The 18,732-nt window shown below is 59.0% G+C and carries 17 protein-coding genes and 2 pseudogenes; 8 read left to right on the forward strand and 11 right to left on the reverse strand.

Annotated elements, in window-relative coordinates; translation table 11 throughout:
- Window positions 1-121: 121 nt before the first annotated feature.
- From SO156_RS16860 to SO156_RS16870, 3 genes are all read right to left on the reverse strand, one after another.
- Window positions 122-517, reverse strand: coding sequence for a YciI family protein (locus tag SO156_RS16860; RefSeq protein WP_498535579.1), 396 nt, complete (start codon window positions 515-517; stop codon window positions 122-124).
- Between the two features lie 1,849 nt (window positions 518-2,366).
- The gene (locus tag SO156_RS16865; protein ID WP_498535580.1) at window positions 2,367-3,236 is read right to left on the reverse strand and encodes an ABC transporter substrate-binding protein; all 870 of its coding nucleotides are present in this window, start codon (window positions 3,234-3,236) and stop codon (window positions 2,367-2,369) included.
- 350 nt (window positions 3,237-3,586) lie between these two features.
- Window positions 3,587-4,729: an SRPBCC family protein gene (locus tag SO156_RS16870; RefSeq protein WP_498535581.1), complete on the reverse strand. Its 1,143-nt coding sequence runs from the start codon at window positions 4,727-4,729 to the stop codon at window positions 3,587-3,589.
- Window positions 4,730-5,142: 413 nt separating this feature from the next.
- Here SO156_RS16870 and SO156_RS16875 point away from each other — a divergent pair.
- Together SO156_RS16875 and SO156_RS16880 are read left to right on the forward strand one after the other, a co-directional pair.
- A pseudogene (locus SO156_RS16875) lies at window positions 5,143-5,358 on the forward strand (heterodisulfide reductase-related iron-sulfur binding cluster); the annotation flags it as partial.
- Between the two features lie 65 nt (window positions 5,359-5,423).
- The gene (locus tag SO156_RS16880) at window positions 5,424-5,618 is read left to right on the forward strand and encodes a hypothetical protein (RefSeq protein ID WP_458150915.1); all 195 of its coding nucleotides are present in this window, start codon (window positions 5,424-5,426) and stop codon (window positions 5,616-5,618) included.
- An 8-nt stretch (window positions 5,619-5,626) separates the two neighbouring features.
- Here SO156_RS16880 and SO156_RS16885 read toward each other — a convergent pair whose 3' ends face one another.
- The 3 genes from SO156_RS16885 to SO156_RS16895 form a co-directional block, all read right to left on the reverse strand.
- Entirely contained in the window at window positions 5,627-5,845 is a 219-nt protein-coding gene (locus SO156_RS16885; protein WP_498535582.1) for a class I SAM-dependent methyltransferase, read from the reverse strand.
- Window positions 5,748-6,107 carry a methyltransferase domain-containing protein gene (locus SO156_RS16890; protein WP_498535583.1) on the reverse strand — a complete coding sequence of 120 codons (360 nt, stop codon included), beginning with the start codon at window positions 6,105-6,107 and terminating at the stop codon, window positions 5,748-5,750. Before SO156_RS16890 ends, SO156_RS16885 begins: the two co-directional genes overlap by 98 nt.
- Window positions 6,108-6,423: 316 nt before the next feature.
- On the reverse strand, window positions 6,424-7,365 hold the full coding sequence (locus tag SO156_RS16895; RefSeq protein ID WP_458150913.1) for a LysR family transcriptional regulator: 942 nt from the start codon (window positions 7,363-7,365) through the stop codon (window positions 6,424-6,426).
- Between the two features lie 121 nt (window positions 7,366-7,486).
- Between SO156_RS16895 and SO156_RS16900 the strand changes: the two genes are divergently transcribed.
- From SO156_RS16900 to SO156_RS16920, 5 genes and pseudogenes are all read left to right on the forward strand, one after another.
- Window positions 7,487-8,464 (forward strand): tripartite tricarboxylate transporter substrate-binding protein, encoded by a 978-nt coding sequence (locus SO156_RS16900; RefSeq protein ID WP_498535584.1) that lies wholly within the window; start codon window positions 7,487-7,489, stop codon window positions 8,462-8,464.
- 4 nt (window positions 8,465-8,468) lie between these two features.
- A complete protein-coding gene (locus SO156_RS16905) occupies window positions 8,469-9,038 on the forward strand; it encodes a dioxygenase family protein (protein ID WP_458150911.1) in 570 nt (189 codons plus the stop codon).
- 259 nt (window positions 9,039-9,297) lie between these two features.
- On the forward strand, window positions 9,298-9,675 hold the full coding sequence (locus SO156_RS16910) for a hypothetical protein (RefSeq protein WP_458150910.1): 378 nt from the start codon (window positions 9,298-9,300) through the stop codon (window positions 9,673-9,675).
- 118 nt (window positions 9,676-9,793) lie between these two features.
- A pseudogene (locus SO156_RS16915) lies at window positions 9,794-10,027 on the forward strand (IS110 family transposase); the annotation flags it as partial.
- Window positions 10,028-10,924: 897 nt separating this feature from the next.
- On the forward strand, window positions 10,925-11,836 hold the full coding sequence (locus SO156_RS16920) for a class I SAM-dependent methyltransferase (protein WP_458150909.1): 912 nt from the start codon (window positions 10,925-10,927) through the stop codon (window positions 11,834-11,836).
- A gap of 650 nt (window positions 11,837-12,486) precedes the next feature.
- Here the strand turns inward: SO156_RS16920 and SO156_RS16925 are convergent.
- From SO156_RS16925 to SO156_RS16945, 5 genes are all read right to left on the reverse strand, one after another.
- Window positions 12,487-13,851, reverse strand: coding sequence for a flavin monoamine oxidase family protein (locus SO156_RS16925; protein WP_458150908.1), 1,365 nt, complete (start codon window positions 13,849-13,851; stop codon window positions 12,487-12,489).
- Between the two features lie 11 nt (window positions 13,852-13,862).
- Complete coding sequence (locus SO156_RS16930; protein WP_458150907.1) at window positions 13,863-14,144, reverse strand: hypothetical protein; 282 nt, start codon at window positions 14,142-14,144, stop codon at window positions 13,863-13,865.
- Window positions 14,145-14,355: 211 nt separating this feature from the next.
- The gene (locus tag SO156_RS16935; RefSeq protein WP_458150906.1) at window positions 14,356-15,678 is read right to left on the reverse strand and encodes a sensor histidine kinase; all 1,323 of its coding nucleotides are present in this window, start codon (window positions 15,676-15,678) and stop codon (window positions 14,356-14,358) included.
- A 395-nt stretch (window positions 15,679-16,073) separates the two neighbouring features.
- Window positions 16,074-16,358, reverse strand: a complete 285-nt coding sequence (locus SO156_RS16940; protein WP_458150905.1) for a hypothetical protein — start codon at window positions 16,356-16,358, stop codon at window positions 16,074-16,076.
- Between the two features lie 402 nt (window positions 16,359-16,760).
- Window positions 16,761-18,302, reverse strand: coding sequence for a winged helix-turn-helix domain-containing tetratricopeptide repeat protein (locus tag SO156_RS16945; protein ID WP_458150904.1), 1,542 nt, complete (start codon window positions 18,300-18,302; stop codon window positions 16,761-16,763).
- Between the two features lie 246 nt (window positions 18,303-18,548).
- On the opposite strand from SO156_RS16945, the gene SO156_RS16950 reads away from it, so the two are divergent.
- Window positions 18,549-18,731 (forward strand): hypothetical protein, encoded by a 183-nt coding sequence (locus SO156_RS16950; RefSeq protein ID WP_498535585.1) that lies wholly within the window; start codon window positions 18,549-18,551, stop codon window positions 18,729-18,731.
- The last annotated feature ends 1 nt before the right edge of the window (window position 18,732 follow it).

Here is an 18,732-nt window from a genome sequence, read left to right on the forward strand (position 1 = left end):
TCATTCGCGACTGAGCCAGGCAGTGCTTGCTACCGATCGATGTCCGCTTCGGTCCCGATAGCGATCGCATTGAGCAGACGCAACAAATGACGCGAGGGGCCAATAAGCGACATTTCCTTGGTTAGATGGCAACTAGCCACCGGTATATCGCGAAATCATTCTCAATGAACCCCGCTTTGAATAAGGGGTCTTCCTCTAAAACGCGCCGAGCCTCGCGCTCGTCCGTCGCGTTACAGAGATACATGCCTTCCTTCAGGCCCTCGAATGGTCCGGCAGCACGCAAGACTCCAGCTTGGCGCAACCTCACTAGGTATCCGAGCCTTTCGGAAAACAATCTCGCGAAATCTTCTGTTTGCCCTAAGCTTACAAGCTCCTGAACTGTCGGGACACGACCTGCGCCGACCGCCTTTGCCACAGCACCTCCTACGCCGGGACGCGCAATTTGCGCGGTAAACTCAGGCGAGAGCTTGAGGATGATGGCGTAGATCGAGGCTGTTGGCTGCTGCTGCGTGTTCATAGTTGGATATCCGACCGCTGCATCGACTTCACGCAGCATAACATATTACTTGGCGCGGGCTGTGCTTCGCACCGCCGCACACCGGCCGCTGAAGTCCGCAGTGGGTCACGAGCGTCGCCCTCTGCAATAGACGCCGGCCTTTCTATTTCCGCTATGCTCCGTTAGCGACCGAGGATGCGTAGCGGTGCAATATGTCGCGATGGGCCAGCAGCGCCGACGTTTGATGCGAATGCGCTCGCTGTATTCTATCGGAGAGGAGGAGCGACAGCTATGTTGCCACCATTCTCGACGCATCTCCTAAAAAACTCTCTTTTGTCTTGCCCCGAACCATAGGCGCTACCAGCAGCCGGATTGCCGATCTGACGCGGAGGGAATTGCTTCGCCCGAAGGATTTTGCACTTCCTCGCCACTTCTGCGGATATGGGCTTGGCTTGGGAAAGAGCCGGCAGCGACGCGACAGCTCCCGCTACAAAAATAACAAAGGCTCCGCCACTAATTCTCCAACCATCACGCATTGCCAAACTCCTCATCTTTTCGCCTTGATCCCTTGGGCACGCCTCATGGTCCATGCCAGCATGATAACACGCGGATAGCCGCGCACGTCGGCTAAGGGTCGCGTCGATTTGGGTGCACCTCAGCTACGTCCGGTCTACCTCCGACACCTGACCTGCAGACAAGCGCCTAGTCGCTAAGGCTCAGAATCGGACATACAGGTCCGAGCTGCTGCGTGTGCGCAGATGGTGTGATTCTGCTCAACCAAAATCGGTTATGTGTCGATCTCGGTTCATGAAGATGAATGGAGACTCGATGAGATGTTTCGCATTTTATGGCACAGGTAACCCTTGCGCGCCGGTTTCGCCGAGCGCACTCTTGCAGAGCGTTTTCACAAGAACTTACGGAGGGTGCGACCATGCCACGGGTCAAGCAAGCTTCGAAGCAGAAACGCACAACCAAAGCCGCCACCGTGAAGGTGCTAGGTGCCGCCGGACTGGGTCTTTCGCTGGCGGGTAGTGCATCCGCATCCACGATGCCCGCTGCCGGTATCCCGCAATCTTACAATACCTCGCCAAATCAACGCTTCTTTCTTGGCGAAGAGGAAATGGCCGACGTCAGTCTGGCCACGTTCCATTTCTTCGATAGAGAAAACTTTGGCAGCGGCGCGCAGCTAGCGCGCGGGTGCGGTGGCTGCGGGTGCGGCCATGGTGGCGGGGGGTGCGGCGTCGGCCGAGGTTGCGGTGGTGGCGGGTTTGTTGGCGGCCGAGGTTGCGGTGGTGGTGGGTGTGTTGGCATCCGAGGTTGCGGTGGTGGCGGGTTCGTTGGCATCCGAGGTTGCGGTGGCTTCCGTGGTTGCCGTGGCTTCCGTGGTTGCGGTTGCGGCGGCTGCGGGTTCGACATCTGGTTCGATGACGACATCGGCTTCAATGGCTGGGGGTATGGTGGCTGGGGGTTCGGTGGTTGCGCGGGTTGCTGCGCATCTTGGGGGGCGTGCCGCTTGTGCTAAGTCCCACCAAGGACCTGGTAAGCTGCGATCAGCCTCTCGCTGGTTACGAGTTTAAGGTCGCCTTCGGGTCCGCGCATCTGGAATATGCTCACCTTCAAGGGCGTCGGCTGTCACCGGCGCCTCTTCCTTGAGGGCATGGCTAATCACACAGTACTCAGCGACCGACGATCAGACGCGCAATGACCTCCCGATCTAGAGATCGTGGACATCCGAGACCGCTGATGTCCGGTTGGGGTCATTTGCGATTGATCCGGGCAGTGCTCGCTACCAATCGATGTCCGCTTCGGTCCCGATAGCGCCCGAATTTGTGCAGAAGCAGCACATGACGCGAGGGGCCAACAGTAGACTTCATTCGATCACCTCATCGACGCCCACGAGAAAAGACGGCGGGATGGTGAGCCCAAGCTTCTTGGCTGTCCTCATGTTGACGGCGAAGTCGAGATGGGTGGGACCTTGAAACGGTAAGTCGGCTGCTTGCGCGCCATTGAACAGGCGCTCCACATAGCTTGCCGCCTGTTGGTCAAGTTCTTCAATGCTGGGGCCATAGCCGATCAGAAGCCCTCCTTGAGCGGCCTCGCGGGAGCTTCCAATGGTCGGCAATCCCGCTTTCACCGCAAGCGCGCCGAGCTTTTCAAGGTCGCGATGCATTTCCGGAGTAGGCACGATCACGAGGGCTTCCACGTCAGAACTGCGCATCGCATCAAACGCGGCTGCATACTCGTTCGGTCCCTCGACCCAGATTTCGACCAGTTCCAGTCCGGCTTGGGCAGCAGCCTTGCGCAAGGGCGCGAAGCCGGCTTCCACGATCTTGCGATGAGCGGAGATCACTGCAATTCGATGCACTGACGGCAAGGCCTCATGAAGCAGGGACAGCCGCTTGACCTCGAGTTCCGGGGCGATCAGGCAAACACCCGTGACGTTGCCGCCCGGATGCGCCCAACTCTCGGCAACACCGGCGCGGACTGGGTCTGCGCCCATTGGTGCGGCGACAATCGGAATTGTGCTCGTTGCCGCGCGCGCAGCGTCGAGCGACCAATCGGAAGAGGCAATAATGACATCGGGTTTGTCGCCAACCAGGGCCTGCGCCAGCGCTGGCATTTGCTCCTCGGTGCCTACGCGAAAATCAACAACTAGATTGCGGCCTTCGACGAAGCCGCGGGCCGCCAAGTAGGGCAGCGCGACAGATCGGATAGCGCCACGGTCGGGGAGCGAGAGCACGCCTAGTCGCCAGACGTGTTCCGCAGCTTCTGCGCATCTTGGCGAAAGCACCGCCAGCACCGCACAAACGAACGCAACCCGCCCCATTTAAAACCCCCTTGTGGCGCGCCTCCCAGCTTATCATTTCCGACGAGAAATGTCCGCGTTGGGTCAATCGCGCCGGTTTGCCCCCTCAGTCCGAGACTTCCGGTCTACCCCTAACTGCAGACATGTCTCTGCGCCGCGCAAACTGTCGCGAAGGGCCAACAACAGACTCGTGCGTTGCAGCAATTGCGTCGTATTCGATCGCCTTGTCGGCTCGTGAGAGTAATCTCTTCGCCAGACATAGATAAAGTCCCGCCAGAAACGGCCTAGAGTTTTGTTATTGAGGCGAGAAACTCGCGGAGAGCGTCACTCGCCTGCTCCATGGCCGACTTATTGAATTCGACGCGGTGTCCCATGTAGAGAACGGGCGCTCGGAGAAATGAAAGGTCAAATCCAGCATACGCGCCGGGATAAACAATGAGCCGGACTCCTGCACCGTCAGCCTTCTGCCGGGAGATACCAATATCGTCAGCGCCATTTGCCAATCTGCGACAGACTTCGGGCGGAGCCGAATCATCAAGCTCGCCCGTCAGGATTAGCGTGGGGACCGTCATAGGCCCTTTGATGGCAGCACAATTTGGATAGAGCGCGGCCACCCCACGAAACTTTCCCTTAAACGCATTCTCAACAGGGCCGCGGGTGACGCTAGAGAGAGCAGGCGAGCCATCAAAGCCCACAAGTGCAACACGCGTGGGATCGATCAGCTTTTGCTGAATGAGGTAATTCAACCCGCGATAGGGATCTTGATCGTTATCGAAAAGAGGGCCACTTCGGCAGGTGTTTTTGACTCCACGCCGACCGAAGCTATCAATTGTCAACGTGACATAGCCCCACGAGTTGATTTTTTGGCCCCAGTTTTGGTCGATCATGTCTGCGAAGCCGGCGCACCCATGCACCAAAATAACCGCAGGCGCAGGGGCTGGGCTATTGGATCGTCTAAGGTATCCCTGCAGAACTAGGGGTGACCATTGGCTATCCGGGATCGCTACGATCTCGGCCGAGACCCGTTGTTGATCATTGGAGCATCGAAGTGGACCACTGACGCACAGAGCCCGAAAAATCAACCCGTCGACGGCCCTCTTGGCATCGGCATCGGAAACGCCCTTGGCCTCATAGGTGACGGTTAATTGCAGCGCCGATCCCTTCCCCACTGCAATCACACTGACTTTAGAATGAACATTCACTTCGGAAAGCCCTAGCGCGCCTGAAAATGCATAACTGTGGTTAGCGCCGTCCCAATTCTCCAGCACCTGTTCGACCTTGCGACCCTCAAATAGCGAAAGGGTACGCATCTTCCCATCTGTACTGAGGACGCAGTCCTCAACGACGGGATTCCATAGGGCCGTCGCGCAGAAATCGCCAACTGTTTGCCAGAGCGCTTCCAGCGACAGCGACGACCTCGCCGTCACGGTTGATTCCAATGCGGATACAGAGATCGTTGAAGCTACAAGAACCGCAATCGCGGCAAGAATCGACCTGTTAGGAATCATAGTTGTACCAGCGCTGATGGTTACAGCCGCTATAGGCTACACACGTCGGGAAGATTAGCAGGCCGCTTTCATCATGGCGATGGTCAAATCAGGGCCGATGTCTGCCTTGATCAAAATGCGACGAACTCAAAGTGAGCAGATCTATTCCGCTTCGCCCCAGTGACCGGACCTAGACGAGGCGTGCGGACACTTCGTAGAAGGGCCTGGAGCGGATATTGGCCAAAGGCCACCCACACAATTGCAAGCAAGCCGCAAGCTTGACAATACTGCGCAAACAACAAGGGTCTAAAATCGTCCGGCCAAGCAAAGAACCCAATAATACCAGGCATAAACTGACTTGTTACATCGATGCCTTCTTTCCGGAGGTCGGGATCGCCACTCTCGAGCTGTTGGAGCGGTTCGGTCACGACGTGGTTTATCCGCGTGACCAGACCTGTTGTGGCCAGCCGATGGCCAATAGCGGGTTCAATGCCGAATGCGCCGACACCGAGGCGCTGTTTGTGCGCAACTTCTCCGGCTTCGACTATATCGTGGCGCCCTCGGGAAGCTCCAGAACGACAAAGACAAGGCAGACGTCTTGGCCTTAATGGCTCTCTATGCGGAAGTGAGCAGAATGCGCGTCCTTTCAACAACCGGTGTTGTCGAAAGCGCCGACCAAATCGTCAGGGAGATCATTGGCAAGTACGAGGAGCCGAACAAAAGTCTGCCCCAACTTCGGGAGATGGCAGATAGTGGGTTGATCGACCCACTTCGCAACTTTAGTGAGGCCTGCCGTGCGGAATTCCAAAAACTGCAATTTTCTGCTTGAAGTATCACTTACAGACGACAGCGATCTGCAACTTGGTGAAAAAAAAAGAGCCGGCCTATGCCCTGAGAAGAGCTATGGTGGGCTACGATTTTTCGGGACCCGTCCAGTCCCTGCTGACACAGCACGACATCAAAAGTTCTGTCCGGAAAGGGTAATGCCAAGGCGCTTCCCTGTCGCCAGTCGACGGCGAGGCCCTGCGGCAACTGCAGTCGGCGGGCGGGCGACATTGAGCATGCCCTCGTTGAGGTCAAGACCACTCACGCTGCCTCCTGGGGCGACGCAGCGCGCTGCAAGCCGCGCGACGACGCCGGTCCCGGTGGCAACGTCGAGCACCCGCTCCCTCGGTCGCAACTCCACAAGGTCAAGCAGCCCCGGCACCCACGGTCCGAGGATGAACGGTACGGCCCACCGCTCGCAGCGTTCGGCAGCATCGCCCTGCAATTGGAAACGGGTCAGACCCGCCGTTTCGGCTTCATCGGCGGATTTCATCGATCACCTTCCCGTCGCGGAGTCTGGTCCCTCGAAGGTCCATGACGCCGTCCAAATTCGCCCCCGCGTCGTACATGATCACCTGCGGACATGGACATGTCGAGGCGTAACCACGTACTCTTTAATGACCGCTATGGGTCAGACTCGGAATAACTCCCGCTGAGCATAACGAGTCCGCTTTACCCCAAACAGCCGACATAAGAGCCGACGTTTCACAAGGTCCGCGCCGGGCCAATAGCAGAAGTGCCGATTTGGCGTGGTGGCACCAACGAAGTCTCTGCAACTTCAAAGGATGATGATTTGGTCAATTGTATTTTCACTCGAGGTGGGAAGCCTTGGCGACGTACCGCACGCAATCGATGAAAGACACGACGGATGGATTGAGCGTGCGGTTTTTCACAAAGACGATCGCGGCGGAGATCCGCGGGCCCACCGATTTGATGGGCAGGACCCGCAAGGAGGCCCGACCGGCTTTAAGCCTCGCGACGGATATCGGAAGAATGCCGACAAATTCGCCGCTCGCCACCAACGACGTCGTCAGCTCGATCGACAGCGTCTTGACGACGGCCTTGGGCGGCTGAAAGCCGGCCGCCCTAAAGACGCCGTCGATAAGCGCGCCAGGCGCGCTGTCGGGCGCCGGCAAGATCCATTTGCGGTCGATGATGTCGCCCAGCGCCACTCGGCGCCTGCGTGCAAACTCGCTTTCTGCGCCGACGACGAAGACAAAGGGCTCGTCGAACAGCACCTCGGAATGCAGATCTTCGGTGGTCGACTGGCCTGTCGCGCGCGTGATCAGGAGATCGAATCTCCGCTCCCTTAATTCGCGGAGCTGATGTTCACCCGGATTGACGAGCTTCACATCCACCTGAACGCCAGGATATTTCGCTGAAAATTTCCGCAGGACGGTGGAGGCCAGACTATGAAGGATGATGTCCGTGCAGCCCAGCCTGACCTCTCCCGAGTTCGGATCGGAGAGATTTTCGAGCGAACGATAACCCTGCCGCAGTTCGTCGAAGATGTTGATCCCGCAGCGGAGGAGCACTTCGCCCGAGGGTGTCAGTTCGGCGCCCTGCGGCGAACGATCGAGCAAGCGCGCGCCGAGAGCGCCCTCCAGCTCGGAGATCGTCTTCGAAACGGCGGGATGAGAGATCCTTAGCCTGACCGCCGCCTTGGCCATGCTGCCGGTATCGGCAACCGCCATCAGGACGCGCAGATCGCGCAGATTGATACGGCGGCCAAGGCGCTCTGATCCATCCATGAGCCTTAACCCAGAGGTTAGGGGGATGCCACGATTTTCGATCTACCAGATAATGGACGTTCCGACCAGAGTGAGGGCGTTTCGAACAGAAGCGGGTGTGCACGAGACATCGGAGGCTCACATGATCACCAAACGGAAATTGCTGTCGCTGGCCTGCGCAGGCGGACTCGGGTCGATCATGCCGAACAGCGCACGGGCGCAATTGGGACAGGCCACCACGCACCTGATGGTCGGCTTTGGTCCGGGCGGCGCCATCGATGTCGTTGCGCGAATGCTGGCCGAGGAGATGAAGGGCCATTCCTCCTTCGTCGTTGAGAACCGGCCCGGTGCGGGCGGCCGGCTGGTGCTCGGCGCGCTGAAGAACGGTGTGGCCGATGGATCGGCGATGGCGCTGACGCCCGCATCGAACCTGGTCGTGTTCCCGCATGTCTACAAGTCGCTCGGCTACGACGCTTTCCGCGATTTCGCCCCGGTCACGCGGGTTTGCTCATTTCCGTTCCTGATCACGGTCGGCCCAATGGTGCCACTCAATGTCACGACGCTCGCCGATTTCGTGAAATGGTGCATTGCGAATCCGAAGCAGGCGACTTACGGCACGGCCGCAGCAGGATCGATGCTGCATTTCACCGGCTCGATCCTGGCCAAGGAAGGCCGATTTGAGTTCGCACATGTGCCCTATGGGGGGCCAAACGGCATACAAGATCTTATCGGCGGCCGGATCGCGGCAACGATCTACCCGGTCGGCACCGCGCTGCCTTACGTGCGGTCCGGAAGCGTCCGCGCACTGGCCATCACCAGCGCCGAACGGAGCAGGCAGCTTCCGGAGGTGACGACCGTCCGCGAAGCCGGATTTCCTGCCCTGGAAGTCGAGGAGTGGTTCGGCGTCGTTGTTTCGGCGAAGACGCCGGCCGAAGCTGTCAAGCACCTCAACACGGCAATCCGTGCGGCCGTGAGCAGCGATCGCTTCGCCACCGGCGTGGCCAAGCTCGCCCTTGTGCCAGCGGCCGATTCACCGGAACAGTTCGCGCAATTGATCAGATCAGATTTCGACCGATGGTGGCCAATCGTCCAAACCTCCGGCTTTTTGGCGGAGGATTAAGTGGATGCATGCTAGCGAGAACCGGCATCGAACGCCGGATCAAAACCTCGGCCCATTCTTTCCAATGCGAAGCTGGGCCGTTGCCAGCGCAGACCTGACCATGGTCGAAGGCGGCAACGGGCGCGCGCTAGGTGAGGTCATCGAGGTCACGGGGCGCATCCTCAATCTCGATGGTCAACCGGTCCGCGGGGCAAGGCTCACGATCTGGCAGGCCAATAGCTTTGGCCGATATCGGCATACCAACGATCGCAATGTAGCACCGCTCGATCCGAACTTTGCCGGCTGTACCGGCCTCAGATCGAATGATGACGGCAGCTACGCGATCCGAACGATCAAACCCGGCGCCTATCCGGCGGGCCCGGATTGGACGCGTCCGCCGCACATCCACTTCGAGGTGCAGGGACGGTTCGAACGGCTAGTGACCCAGATGTATTTCCCGGGCGAACCGCTCAACGAGCGCGACAGATTGCTGGCGGCTGCGCTGCACCCGGAACTGCTGGTCGCAGCCGAGGCCACGCTGGAGCAACCGCCGAGGCGCATTTTGAACTTTGATATCGTGCTGGTGCGGGGATAAGACCGTTGTAGTCAGCAGCAATCCATCGTCTGGTCGGAATGTCCGCTCGGGGTCATGAGCGTCGGTTTGGCCCACCGGCCGCCGCTTCCGGTCTTACCCCAGCTTCGGACATGCCGTCGGACTAACGACGCGAGGGGCCAAGCGGCGACCTTCCAAGGAACCTTCCGTCCGACCGCCGGTACTGGCAGAATTAGATGCTTAAGCCCTCGCCAAGAGAGGCAGCCACGACCACCGTGCAAAGACGCAGCGGGAGGCGGAAATGGAAGAATGGCTTCGTATAGGCGCAAGCATCGCCTCAATTTTGACAGCGGTAATCGCCGCGGCTGCCTCGAGTGTCTACTGGGTGCATAAGCGATCTAGACGCACTCGGCTTGAAAGCTATCTCAAGGCACAAAAAGAAAAATCTCCCACCGAGGCTTTTTCTGCTACCCGTCTCATGGCAGATCTCGGGATGACAGAGGCGGATATATTTGCGGCAAGCTTCGCAAGCCGCCACATTGTCAGAGGCATCCGCAGAGACCGGGCCACAAATTTCGCTGCCGAAGTTTTGTTTCAATATCGGGAAACGTCGGAGGGTCCACAGCCTAATCTGGTTGTGTCTCAAGTTCATGTTCGCGACGAGGAAGACAGCAAGTAGCACGAGAATGTCGGCTAGTGGGATGGTCCGGCCGTGCTCCAGCCCCGCCAGTGCGAGAAGCTGGCAAGGGGCGCTCAAGTCAAGGAGCACGCCATGTCTCAGAACCTCAACACAGCGAATCGCCGTGATCGGCATCGATATCGGCAAGAACTCGTTCCACCTCGTGGGTCATGATCACCACGGTGCCATCGTGCTGCGTCAGAAGTGGTCACGCAGCCAGGTGGAAACACGGCTCGCCAACTTGCCGCCGTGCTTGATCGGTATGGAGGCTTGCGTTGGCGCGCATCACCTCAGTCGCAAGCTCCAAATGCTAGGCCACGACCTTCGCTTGATGCCGGCGAAATACGTGCGCAAACAAGGTATCTTCGCGCGTTAACGCATCGAGACCGGCGCCGACGGTGGTTCGTTTTGGGGTCGAGGCGGAAGGCGGTCGCTTTAGCCGCCTACCTCGATTGATTTGACTCAAGAAATCCACGGCACATACCGACGACCCCCGGTTAAGCCCCCGCGACGTTGGCACCGAACTCTTCCCGAGAGGTCCTCCAACTTCAGCTCGCGACGGTGGCGCCCGAACGAACCAGGATGACACTCCGCGTCCCTTGAGAGACCGATAAGGGTCGGGGGCGCTCGTTAAGGCGCGGAGTCTTGTTCACGACAGCCGCCGATGATAGGGAACGAGCAACCGCCGTTCTAGATTACACGCCGACACGCCGTAGAAGCGCACCGGCTCACTTGCCGGTAGCCACACCCTGCGCCTTCCCTACGCTTGGCGCACGGCTGCGAATTCGGTGCCGAGTTCGTCGATTGAGGCCCTTCGCCCTTCGAAGGCGAGAACTGCTCGTGTGAACTGCGACAGACAGCATGTCCGGGAATCGCCATGGGCTTTAAATGCGTCTTGATTGTCGCTTCATGAGCCCGTCGCGAATGTCGGGCTTTTATCCTTCGATGCCGGGTACTGCCCGCGCGCGCGTTAGGCCGCTTTATCCGGAAATCCGGCCATAACGCCGCAAACCTCTGTACGAAAAGCTGTTCAAAATGGGCAGAAGTCGCAAATTGGCGGCAATAGATCAGCTGGAGAGCAATCCTTCGAAACGCCTGATCGATGAGGCTGCCGTCGAGGCATTTGGGTGAACCGTTCATTCGAGAGCATTTCTGCGATGATGCTCCGACCCCCCGGATTGTGGTAGATTGCGCCCTCGTTTGCCGCAGAAGAGAGACCATCTAAGGCCGTCGCGTCGACCGTCCCCGAATGGGAGATCAGATCACAACGGGCAAGATCATGAAAAGCGTAACGAAAGGCCTTCTGGTCGCGGTCGGCGTCAGTGTCGCCCTGTTTCTCAAGGCCCAACCAGCAACAGCGGAGCAGAGTTTGCCGCCGCTTTCGTCTGAGCAAATTGCACAGATCGTGAGGAGCTCCGATCGCACTGCGGCAGATCGTACCAACGATGAGCGCCGCAAGCCTGAGCAGATGCTGGGCTTCATCGGCATTCGTCCGGGTGTCGTCGCGGTCGATCTCAGCGCGGCCGGCGGCTACACCACGGAATTGTTAGCCCGTGCGATCGGGCCCTCGGGCAAGGTTTATGGTCAGAGCCGGCCGCGCGATCCCAACCGAGCAGCATCCCCAACCCCGGTTACGCCCGAGGGCAACAGTAACTCAGCCACAACCCCGAGCGCAGCGTCAGCAGCGCCCGCAGGCGCGCCACGACCGTCAGCGGTTGCCCTCGCCGAACGCGAAAGCAGTCTCCGAAGCAATGGCGTTCAGGCCGCCCCGATCGTGGCGCTCTCTCGACCGTTCGAAGATCCCATTCCCTCCGAGCTCGCGGGCGGCATCGATCTTGTGACCATGATGTTCAACTATCACGACCTCGGACACCTCGGTGTCGATCGCGCGACGATGAACAAAGCGGTCTTTGGCGCGCTCAAGTCGGGAGGTTTCTACATTATTGCCGATCATTCGGGGCGACCAGGTACTGGCATCTCCGAATCCGGTACCTTGCATCGCGTCGAAGAGTCGTTTCTTCGGAAGGAAGTCGAAGCGGCAGGCTTTAAGCTGGTTGACGAAGGCAATTTCCTGCGCAACCCGAACGATCCCAGAGACAAGAATACCCCGGCTCCGCCGCAGCCGAAGGACGAATTCGTCCTCAAGTTCGTGAAGCCGTGAGATCGCGACGGCGCCATTGCAATGAGTTACGGCCCGTCTTTTTCAACGGAATCGGCCATTAGCCGACATCAAACGCGCTCTAACACCCCCGGCAAATCTCGGTGAACGTGCTGACCTGTGCACGACTTCGCCGGCAGAACGGCGCGATGAACGCTAGAGACCGCGGGCCAAGACGCTACTCGCTGGTCGCGTACCAGGCGCACAGACATCGACCGGCTTTGCCCCGAGCATACCGTCGGCCTATCACGGCATCGTCCCCAGGCACGCATTATCGACAGCGGCCATGCGATCGTCATGGTGGTGGACGCTCATCGTGCGGGCCGCAATTTATCGCATGGAACATGTTAAAACTGTTCGTGAAAAGTTGCGAACAGTCATTAGACCGCGCCACTGAAAGTCATGATGAAATTGCCCGCCAAGCCCCCCGCTAGCCATCGTAAAGCGAACAGTTAAGATGCCACGGCGTCGGCCGAACGCTGAATTAAGGTCGAGGGAACACCTGACCGACGCCGAGATCGAGCGCCGATGGCGACCGCCTGGAACAATCGCTGGGGCCGCCGCGATGCGACCATGATCCTGGCGTACCATCACGGGCTCAGTGAGGGTCTGGGGAAGGGCACCACGGCCAGCGTGGAGCCGAGCGAGCACACTCAACTCGACTGCGGCCCCGATCCCACTTCGCCCGCCCTGCGAGCTTGCAGCGCCAGCTTTGTCAAAATCTTCTTCCCCGCGATGCGTCCCGACTCCCAGGCGCCAGTCATTTGACTGGGGCTTTTCTTCAGGTCCTGCACAAACGCCTCGCCGGCGAACACCAGGTTGCCGATCACCAGTGGATTGCGGCGTTTGACGCCGGGCAGCATGGCCGAATAGGCGGCCAGGAAATTCGGATTGGTCGTCCAGTCGGTCATATGGAAGCGGCCTTCCAGGTTGTTGCGTGCACCGCTCAAATTGGGTTCGCCGACGCGATCGAGCAGATCGAGCATCTGGTTTTCGATGTCGGTGTAGTGCGCTTTCTCCACCAGATCCGACATCGCGCCTGAAGCAAAGATGGTGACGAGCGGCTTGCCGTCGGTGCGCAGGTGCAGGAGCCAGGCGTGACGCTGTTCGTAAATGGTGACGAACGTGTCCGGTGCGATTTTGCGTTCGGCAAAGAATTCTGGTCGCAGCGGCACGAAAATCTTGGTCATTTTCGCCGCCGTCATACCCGCCAGGACCGGATCCAGCTGCGAGCGCGCGCTCTTGTCGAATCTGACGCCGTGCGATTTCAGCGCGCCAACCGAGAGCGTGCTGAGCACATAGTCGGCTTCGACCGTGTCCTTGTCGGTCACGACCACAAAGTGCTTTCCGGCCTTTCTGACCGTTTGCACGAGGCGGCGGAGCTGGATATCGGCCTTGTAATACCGGGCTTCGTTGGTCATGGCGGCGATGAGCTTTTCGATCCCGTCCTGCAATTGCATGCCGCCGGAACCCGCATCGTCGCCCCAGAATTCATCGCTTGAGACCTTGGCCGCGCTATCGACCGCCATCCAGTTGTTTGCCCGTTCCTCGGCCACCGTGACGATCACGCGCGATTTCGACATGTCGGCCAATTGCCGGAGCGACACGTCTTCATCCCGATGCTGCGCCTTCCAGATCGCATACATCTCGTAAAGCCGGTTCATCGCCCATTCGCGCTGCTCGGGCGCCACTGCGCCTTCCACCGCGACATTGAAGCGCCGCGCGGCGGTATCGATGCCGACCGGCCCCAGATCGTAATGCCGATCGCAGGCCCATTTGTAGAATGGGTTCCTGGCGCCGCCATGGAACCAGTGCGCTCCGGCATCCACTGACACACCGGTAGACAGCTCATCAGTGCGCGCGCGCCCGCCGATCCAGTCCGCGGCGTCAAGGAGCGTCATCTCGGGCCGCGCGATGGTCGCGCCAGCCGCGATGAGCTTGTCGACGCCTTCCCCAATGGTGATGGCAGCGGTCAGGCCGGAAATGCCGGCACCGATGATGACAATATGCGCACGCATGGGCGGGGATTCTAAAGGAAAAAGCGAGGGTGTTGCACGTCGTTTGTGATCGTGCGAGTTGCCATAGCGACATCGTCAAACTCGTCGGCTTGCGCGCGATCTCTGACTTTCCCCGCCGTCACGTATTCGAACAGGACTTTGTGTCCGGATGAGCGTTCAAAATTGCTGAACACGCTGTCGAGCACCCCGGTGAAAACGTTCGCGCTAAGCACCTTGACCTCGGCCGCGATGACGGCTTGCGACACGACGGTTGCCCAGACAAATAGACCGGCGAACAGCACAGAGCGATACATCACAGCACCCGTAACTTTCGAAATCGTCGCGGATATTAGCGAACGTCGGGGGCCTACGCGAGATCCGGACCGAGGCGCACGTCTGTTGTGGGTCGACGCGTCGGTGCTCGTTAAGGCCGCACGGCCGTCAGTGTCCGCTTCGCGCCGAAAGCGACCAAAATACTGCGTCGCCGCGAAATGACCCGAAGGGCCAATAGGCGACATCACCTGATCACGAGACTGCGCCTTGACCGGCAGGAACCTCAAACTGGAAGAGAGCCCCCCTTGGCTCGCACGCAGTCGCCCACAGCCGTCCGCCATGCGCTTCGATAATTGAGCGGCAGATTGCTAACCCCATACCGACGCCGCCAGCCTTCGTCGTGTAAAATGGGTCAAAGAGACGTGGAAGGTTCTCTGGGCTCAGCCCCGGACCGGTATCCTGGACGCCAACGCGGACGCCCTCGCCCACGATGCCCTCGGTACTGATCAGCAACTCGCGTGGTCCACCATCCACGGCACTCATTGCCTGAATGGCATTCATGGTCAGGTTCAACACGACTTGTTGAATTTGAATACGGTCCGCTTCGACATGCCGCAACTCAGGTGCCAGTTGCGCTCGCAGCGACACCCCGTGTTTCAAGGCCTCGCCGTGGGTCAATGCGGTCACCTCCTGGATGGCCTCATTGATATCCACCGGCTCCTTCCTCGGAGGCTGCTTCTTAGTAAGATCCATCAAGCCGGTGATGATATCGCTGCCTCGGCGAGCATCGTTAATGACCCGTCGTAGAGAAAGCTTCGCCTCCTCAAGATCAGGCGGCTGCATCGCAAGCCACCGCAGACCGGCGTCTCCGTTGCCCTTGACGGTAGTGAGCGGCTGTCTGAGTTCGTGGGCAATCGAGGCAGTGAGTTGCCCGATGACAGCGACACGGTTTGCGTGCGCCAGTTCGGTCTGCACCTCACGATACTGGCGCTCGCGACGGGTAATCTCCAAGGCAATGGTCGCCTGCGCAGCGAAATCTGTGACCAGTTCGATCTCTTTCTCCGAAAAGGGCTCTGGGCGCCGCCGTCCCAGAGCAATCGTTCCGATTAGCTCGTCGTTTCTCAGCATTGGCACGATGAGGGCCGTCCGAAAGCCCCCTTCAACCAAAGCCACCCAGAGAGCCTCTCCTGCACGATAGAGTTCATGTGCGGCCAAGTTGGGGATGTGGACCGGCGACTTGCTTGTGATGAGGGGATCGTAAAAGCTGCCGGGTCCCATGAGTTTTGGCGATGAATACGCGGCGGGGCTCGGTAAGCGAGCAACGAGACGAAGGCCTGCTTCCTCTGCCAGGCGGACGTTGCCCGCATCTGCCCGGCAGAGGCGTTTGGCGTTGTCGAGGACCGCGTCGAAGATGGGCTGCAAGTCGTTTGGTGAGGAGGCAATGGCGCGCAGCACCTCCGAGATAGCTGCCCGCTGTGCGGCGAGTTCAGTTATCTGCTCCTGGAGTTCAGTTACCCGCTCCTGCAGCTCCGAGCGGGAGAGAGCATCTGGCGCAGGGGTGTCCCCTTTGGTCATGCGGCATCATTCAGTCGAGTTCCATGGCGACAGTCGGAAGCTAACACGGCGTTGCGGCTTTCACTAGGCTGGCCATTTCACCCCACCAATGGCAAAACGTACTATGACCGCCTTGGGTCAATCGCGTCGCTGCTCGATAAGGCCGCACGGCCGTCAGTGTCCGCTTCGCGCCGAAAGCGACCAAAATACTGCGTCGCCGCGAAATGACGCGAAGGGCCACATCCGGACATCTTGGAGAGAAGGCAGACCTATTCTTTCTCTATCGGGCGCTTTGGGAGTATCCGGCGCAGCGGGGCAACTCGCCGATTATTCTTGAGATTGGCGGTCGCCTCAACAAGTACCCAGCGATAGCGGGATCGGACGTAGCCTCTGAAATGGCGATCGAGCCATCTCAATTAGGCGGCCATCGCGTGCTGAAGGACAATCGCCTGTTCTCGATTATGAACGGCGATAGCCGTATGGGTGTAATTGCCCGTCCATTTCGTATTCGCGATTTGGCGAAGAAGTTCTCCACCTTTAATGACGTGAAAACCTATTCCTTTGTCGTCCGACGGGAAAATAACCAAGACCACGTCGTGTTTGGCAATAACCACTCTCAGCGCACGCGCCTTATCATGGGACAGCTGGATGAAGCTGCGGGTTTGGTTTGCGAGCTCGCGCAGCTCTTCGAAATTAGTCATATGCATACTCCACGCAACTAACGACCGACTTTAGAACAATATACTTACGGAAGGATAAACCCTCCGATGCGCCATACGAACTGCCAGCGTTCTGTTCGCGAGCCCGTGAATTGGCCGCGCTCAACCTAATGGGGGCCTTCCTTTCGATGGAGTTCCAAATTGAGCTGCGGGGTTCACAAACCAGCTGAAGACGCTGCAAGAGCCCGCTGTATCGCCGATTTCGATCAGCCGAAGTCGGCTCGGGGTCATGAGTGCCGTTTTAGCGATCAAGCCGCCACTTCCGGTCTACTCCGAGCAGCAGACGTTGCGACCGGGCTGTTGGCAGGTTTCTGAAGGGCCAGAAGCGGAAGTGTCCAACATTTGCGCGCCAGGCTCATAACGAAAATGACGATTGCTAGAGAGTTATTCGGTTTCGCTGATCGCTCGACGTAATCCCATGAGGTAGAACTCTTGCTGCTCGGGTATCCTCCAATGCGCGACGTTTGGAATAAGAACCGGCGTGATTTCCTTGAGTTTATTGACAACATTGCGCGCGTCTTCGAGCCGCCCCAACTGGGCGTAGCACGCCGCAAGGAAGCGGTGGCACGGGGGCCAGCTCGGATACTCCTTTAGAGAGAGTTGCAGCATGCTGGCGGCCATCTCCAATCGCCGGCAGAAAAAGTGAGCGACGGCAATCCCGAACGTGGCTGGTGCCCGGCGCAAGGGATTCAGGCACAAGGACCTTTCGAAGTGCTCGACAGCGACATCAGCTTGACCGGCCCAGAGGCGGAGCCACCCGCTTCGCAACCAGCCTAAAGCAAAACTCGGATCTAACTCCAACGCTCGATCCATTAGGGACAAAGCTGGGTCGATGTCGCACTCGAAATAACCAAGGACATGGGAGACGTTACCAAGGACAAAGGCATCATCGCCGCTGGCCCGGAGAGCACGGCCAGCGAGATTGAGGCTCTCTTTACGATTTCGCGAGAGATCATTCGTCCAACCATTCACGTCGAGAACGGTCCGGCAATAGGCGGCTTCTGACAGTGCCGACGCATATTCGGGATCGCGTGCGACCGCTTGCTCATACAGATCGAGGGCCTGCAACACCTGTTCCTTGTCCCAGGCCATGGCGCTCGCTTTCGCCCGGAGATAGAGGTCATAGGCGGTGAGATCAGTGGTTGGCTGACGGGCGGAGCGACGTATTTCAGCGGCCTCCAGCGCGGGTTCAATGACGCCGGCAACACTGATGGCAACTCTGTCCTGAAGCTCGAAAACGGATTCAAGAGAGCCGTCGAAATGATCGGCCCACAGATGAGTGCCACTAATAGCGTCGATAAGCTGTCCGGTAATACGTACCCGACCGCCCGATTTGCGAACCGACCCTTCCAGAACATATCTGACGCCCAGCTCGCGCCCGATCTGCTTCACATCGACGGCCCGACCTTTGTAGGTAAAGCTCGAATTGCGAGCGATGACAAAGAGCCGTTTGATCCGGCCAAGCGCGGTGATGATCTCCTCAACCATTCCGTCCGCAAAATAATCCTGATCTGCATCACCGCTCAGATTCTGAAAGGGTAAAACGGCAATCGATGGCTTGTCGGCAAGTGGCGGTCTTCGCCCTATCGTCGGTGAAACGAGCGGCTCGTCCGGTTTGGAAATTGGACCGACAAACCGGTAGCCGTGGCGAGGTAGTGTCTCGATCCAGCGGCCTCCACCCGGCTCCTCGCCAAGGGCGCGGCGTAGGGCCGCGATTTGAACGGTGAGGTTGCCCTCCTCAACTGCCAAACCTGGCCACGCGGCCTGCATCAGGGCATTCTTCGAGACCGGAATCCCCGGATGCTCGACCAAGGCCCGCAGCACGCCAACAGCTCGCCGCCCGACCGGTACGGGTTCGGCACCCCGGAAGAGGATTTCTGACGAAATATCAAGGCGAAACGGGCCGAGCTTGTAGACGCTATCCATGTCGTACCACGCCTCAACTCGGCAACATTTTGCAACTTTTTAAGCAACGTTTCACGACATTTCTCGCTGGTATCTCCAAGCTGTGCCCGGTTTTTTCGCGCTCGTGGGGCGCGGCAAATCGTTCGCGGCCAGCACGAGTCCAGCGCACAACCCGACACGCGCAATCCGCTTGGTCGCCTCCGCTTTCGGCAACAGAAGGACTCAACAGAAGGACTCTTGATTCACTCATCATAAGGTGTTCATGCCATGCAGGCAGATAACTCCACAAAATCCGGCACACATTTCAGCGATGTCTGGATGGCCGCGCAGATCTCGCGCAGCGTCTTTTTGAGCGCAATTCTTCGGAACGCCTGGCGCCGGCTGTTCGGCGGAGCCGCCCTCGATGACGGCCAGCCCACCAGCAATGCCCGCCAGTATCTGGGGGCATGAC

Source organism: Bradyrhizobium sp. UFLA05-125, assembly GCF_059803515.1.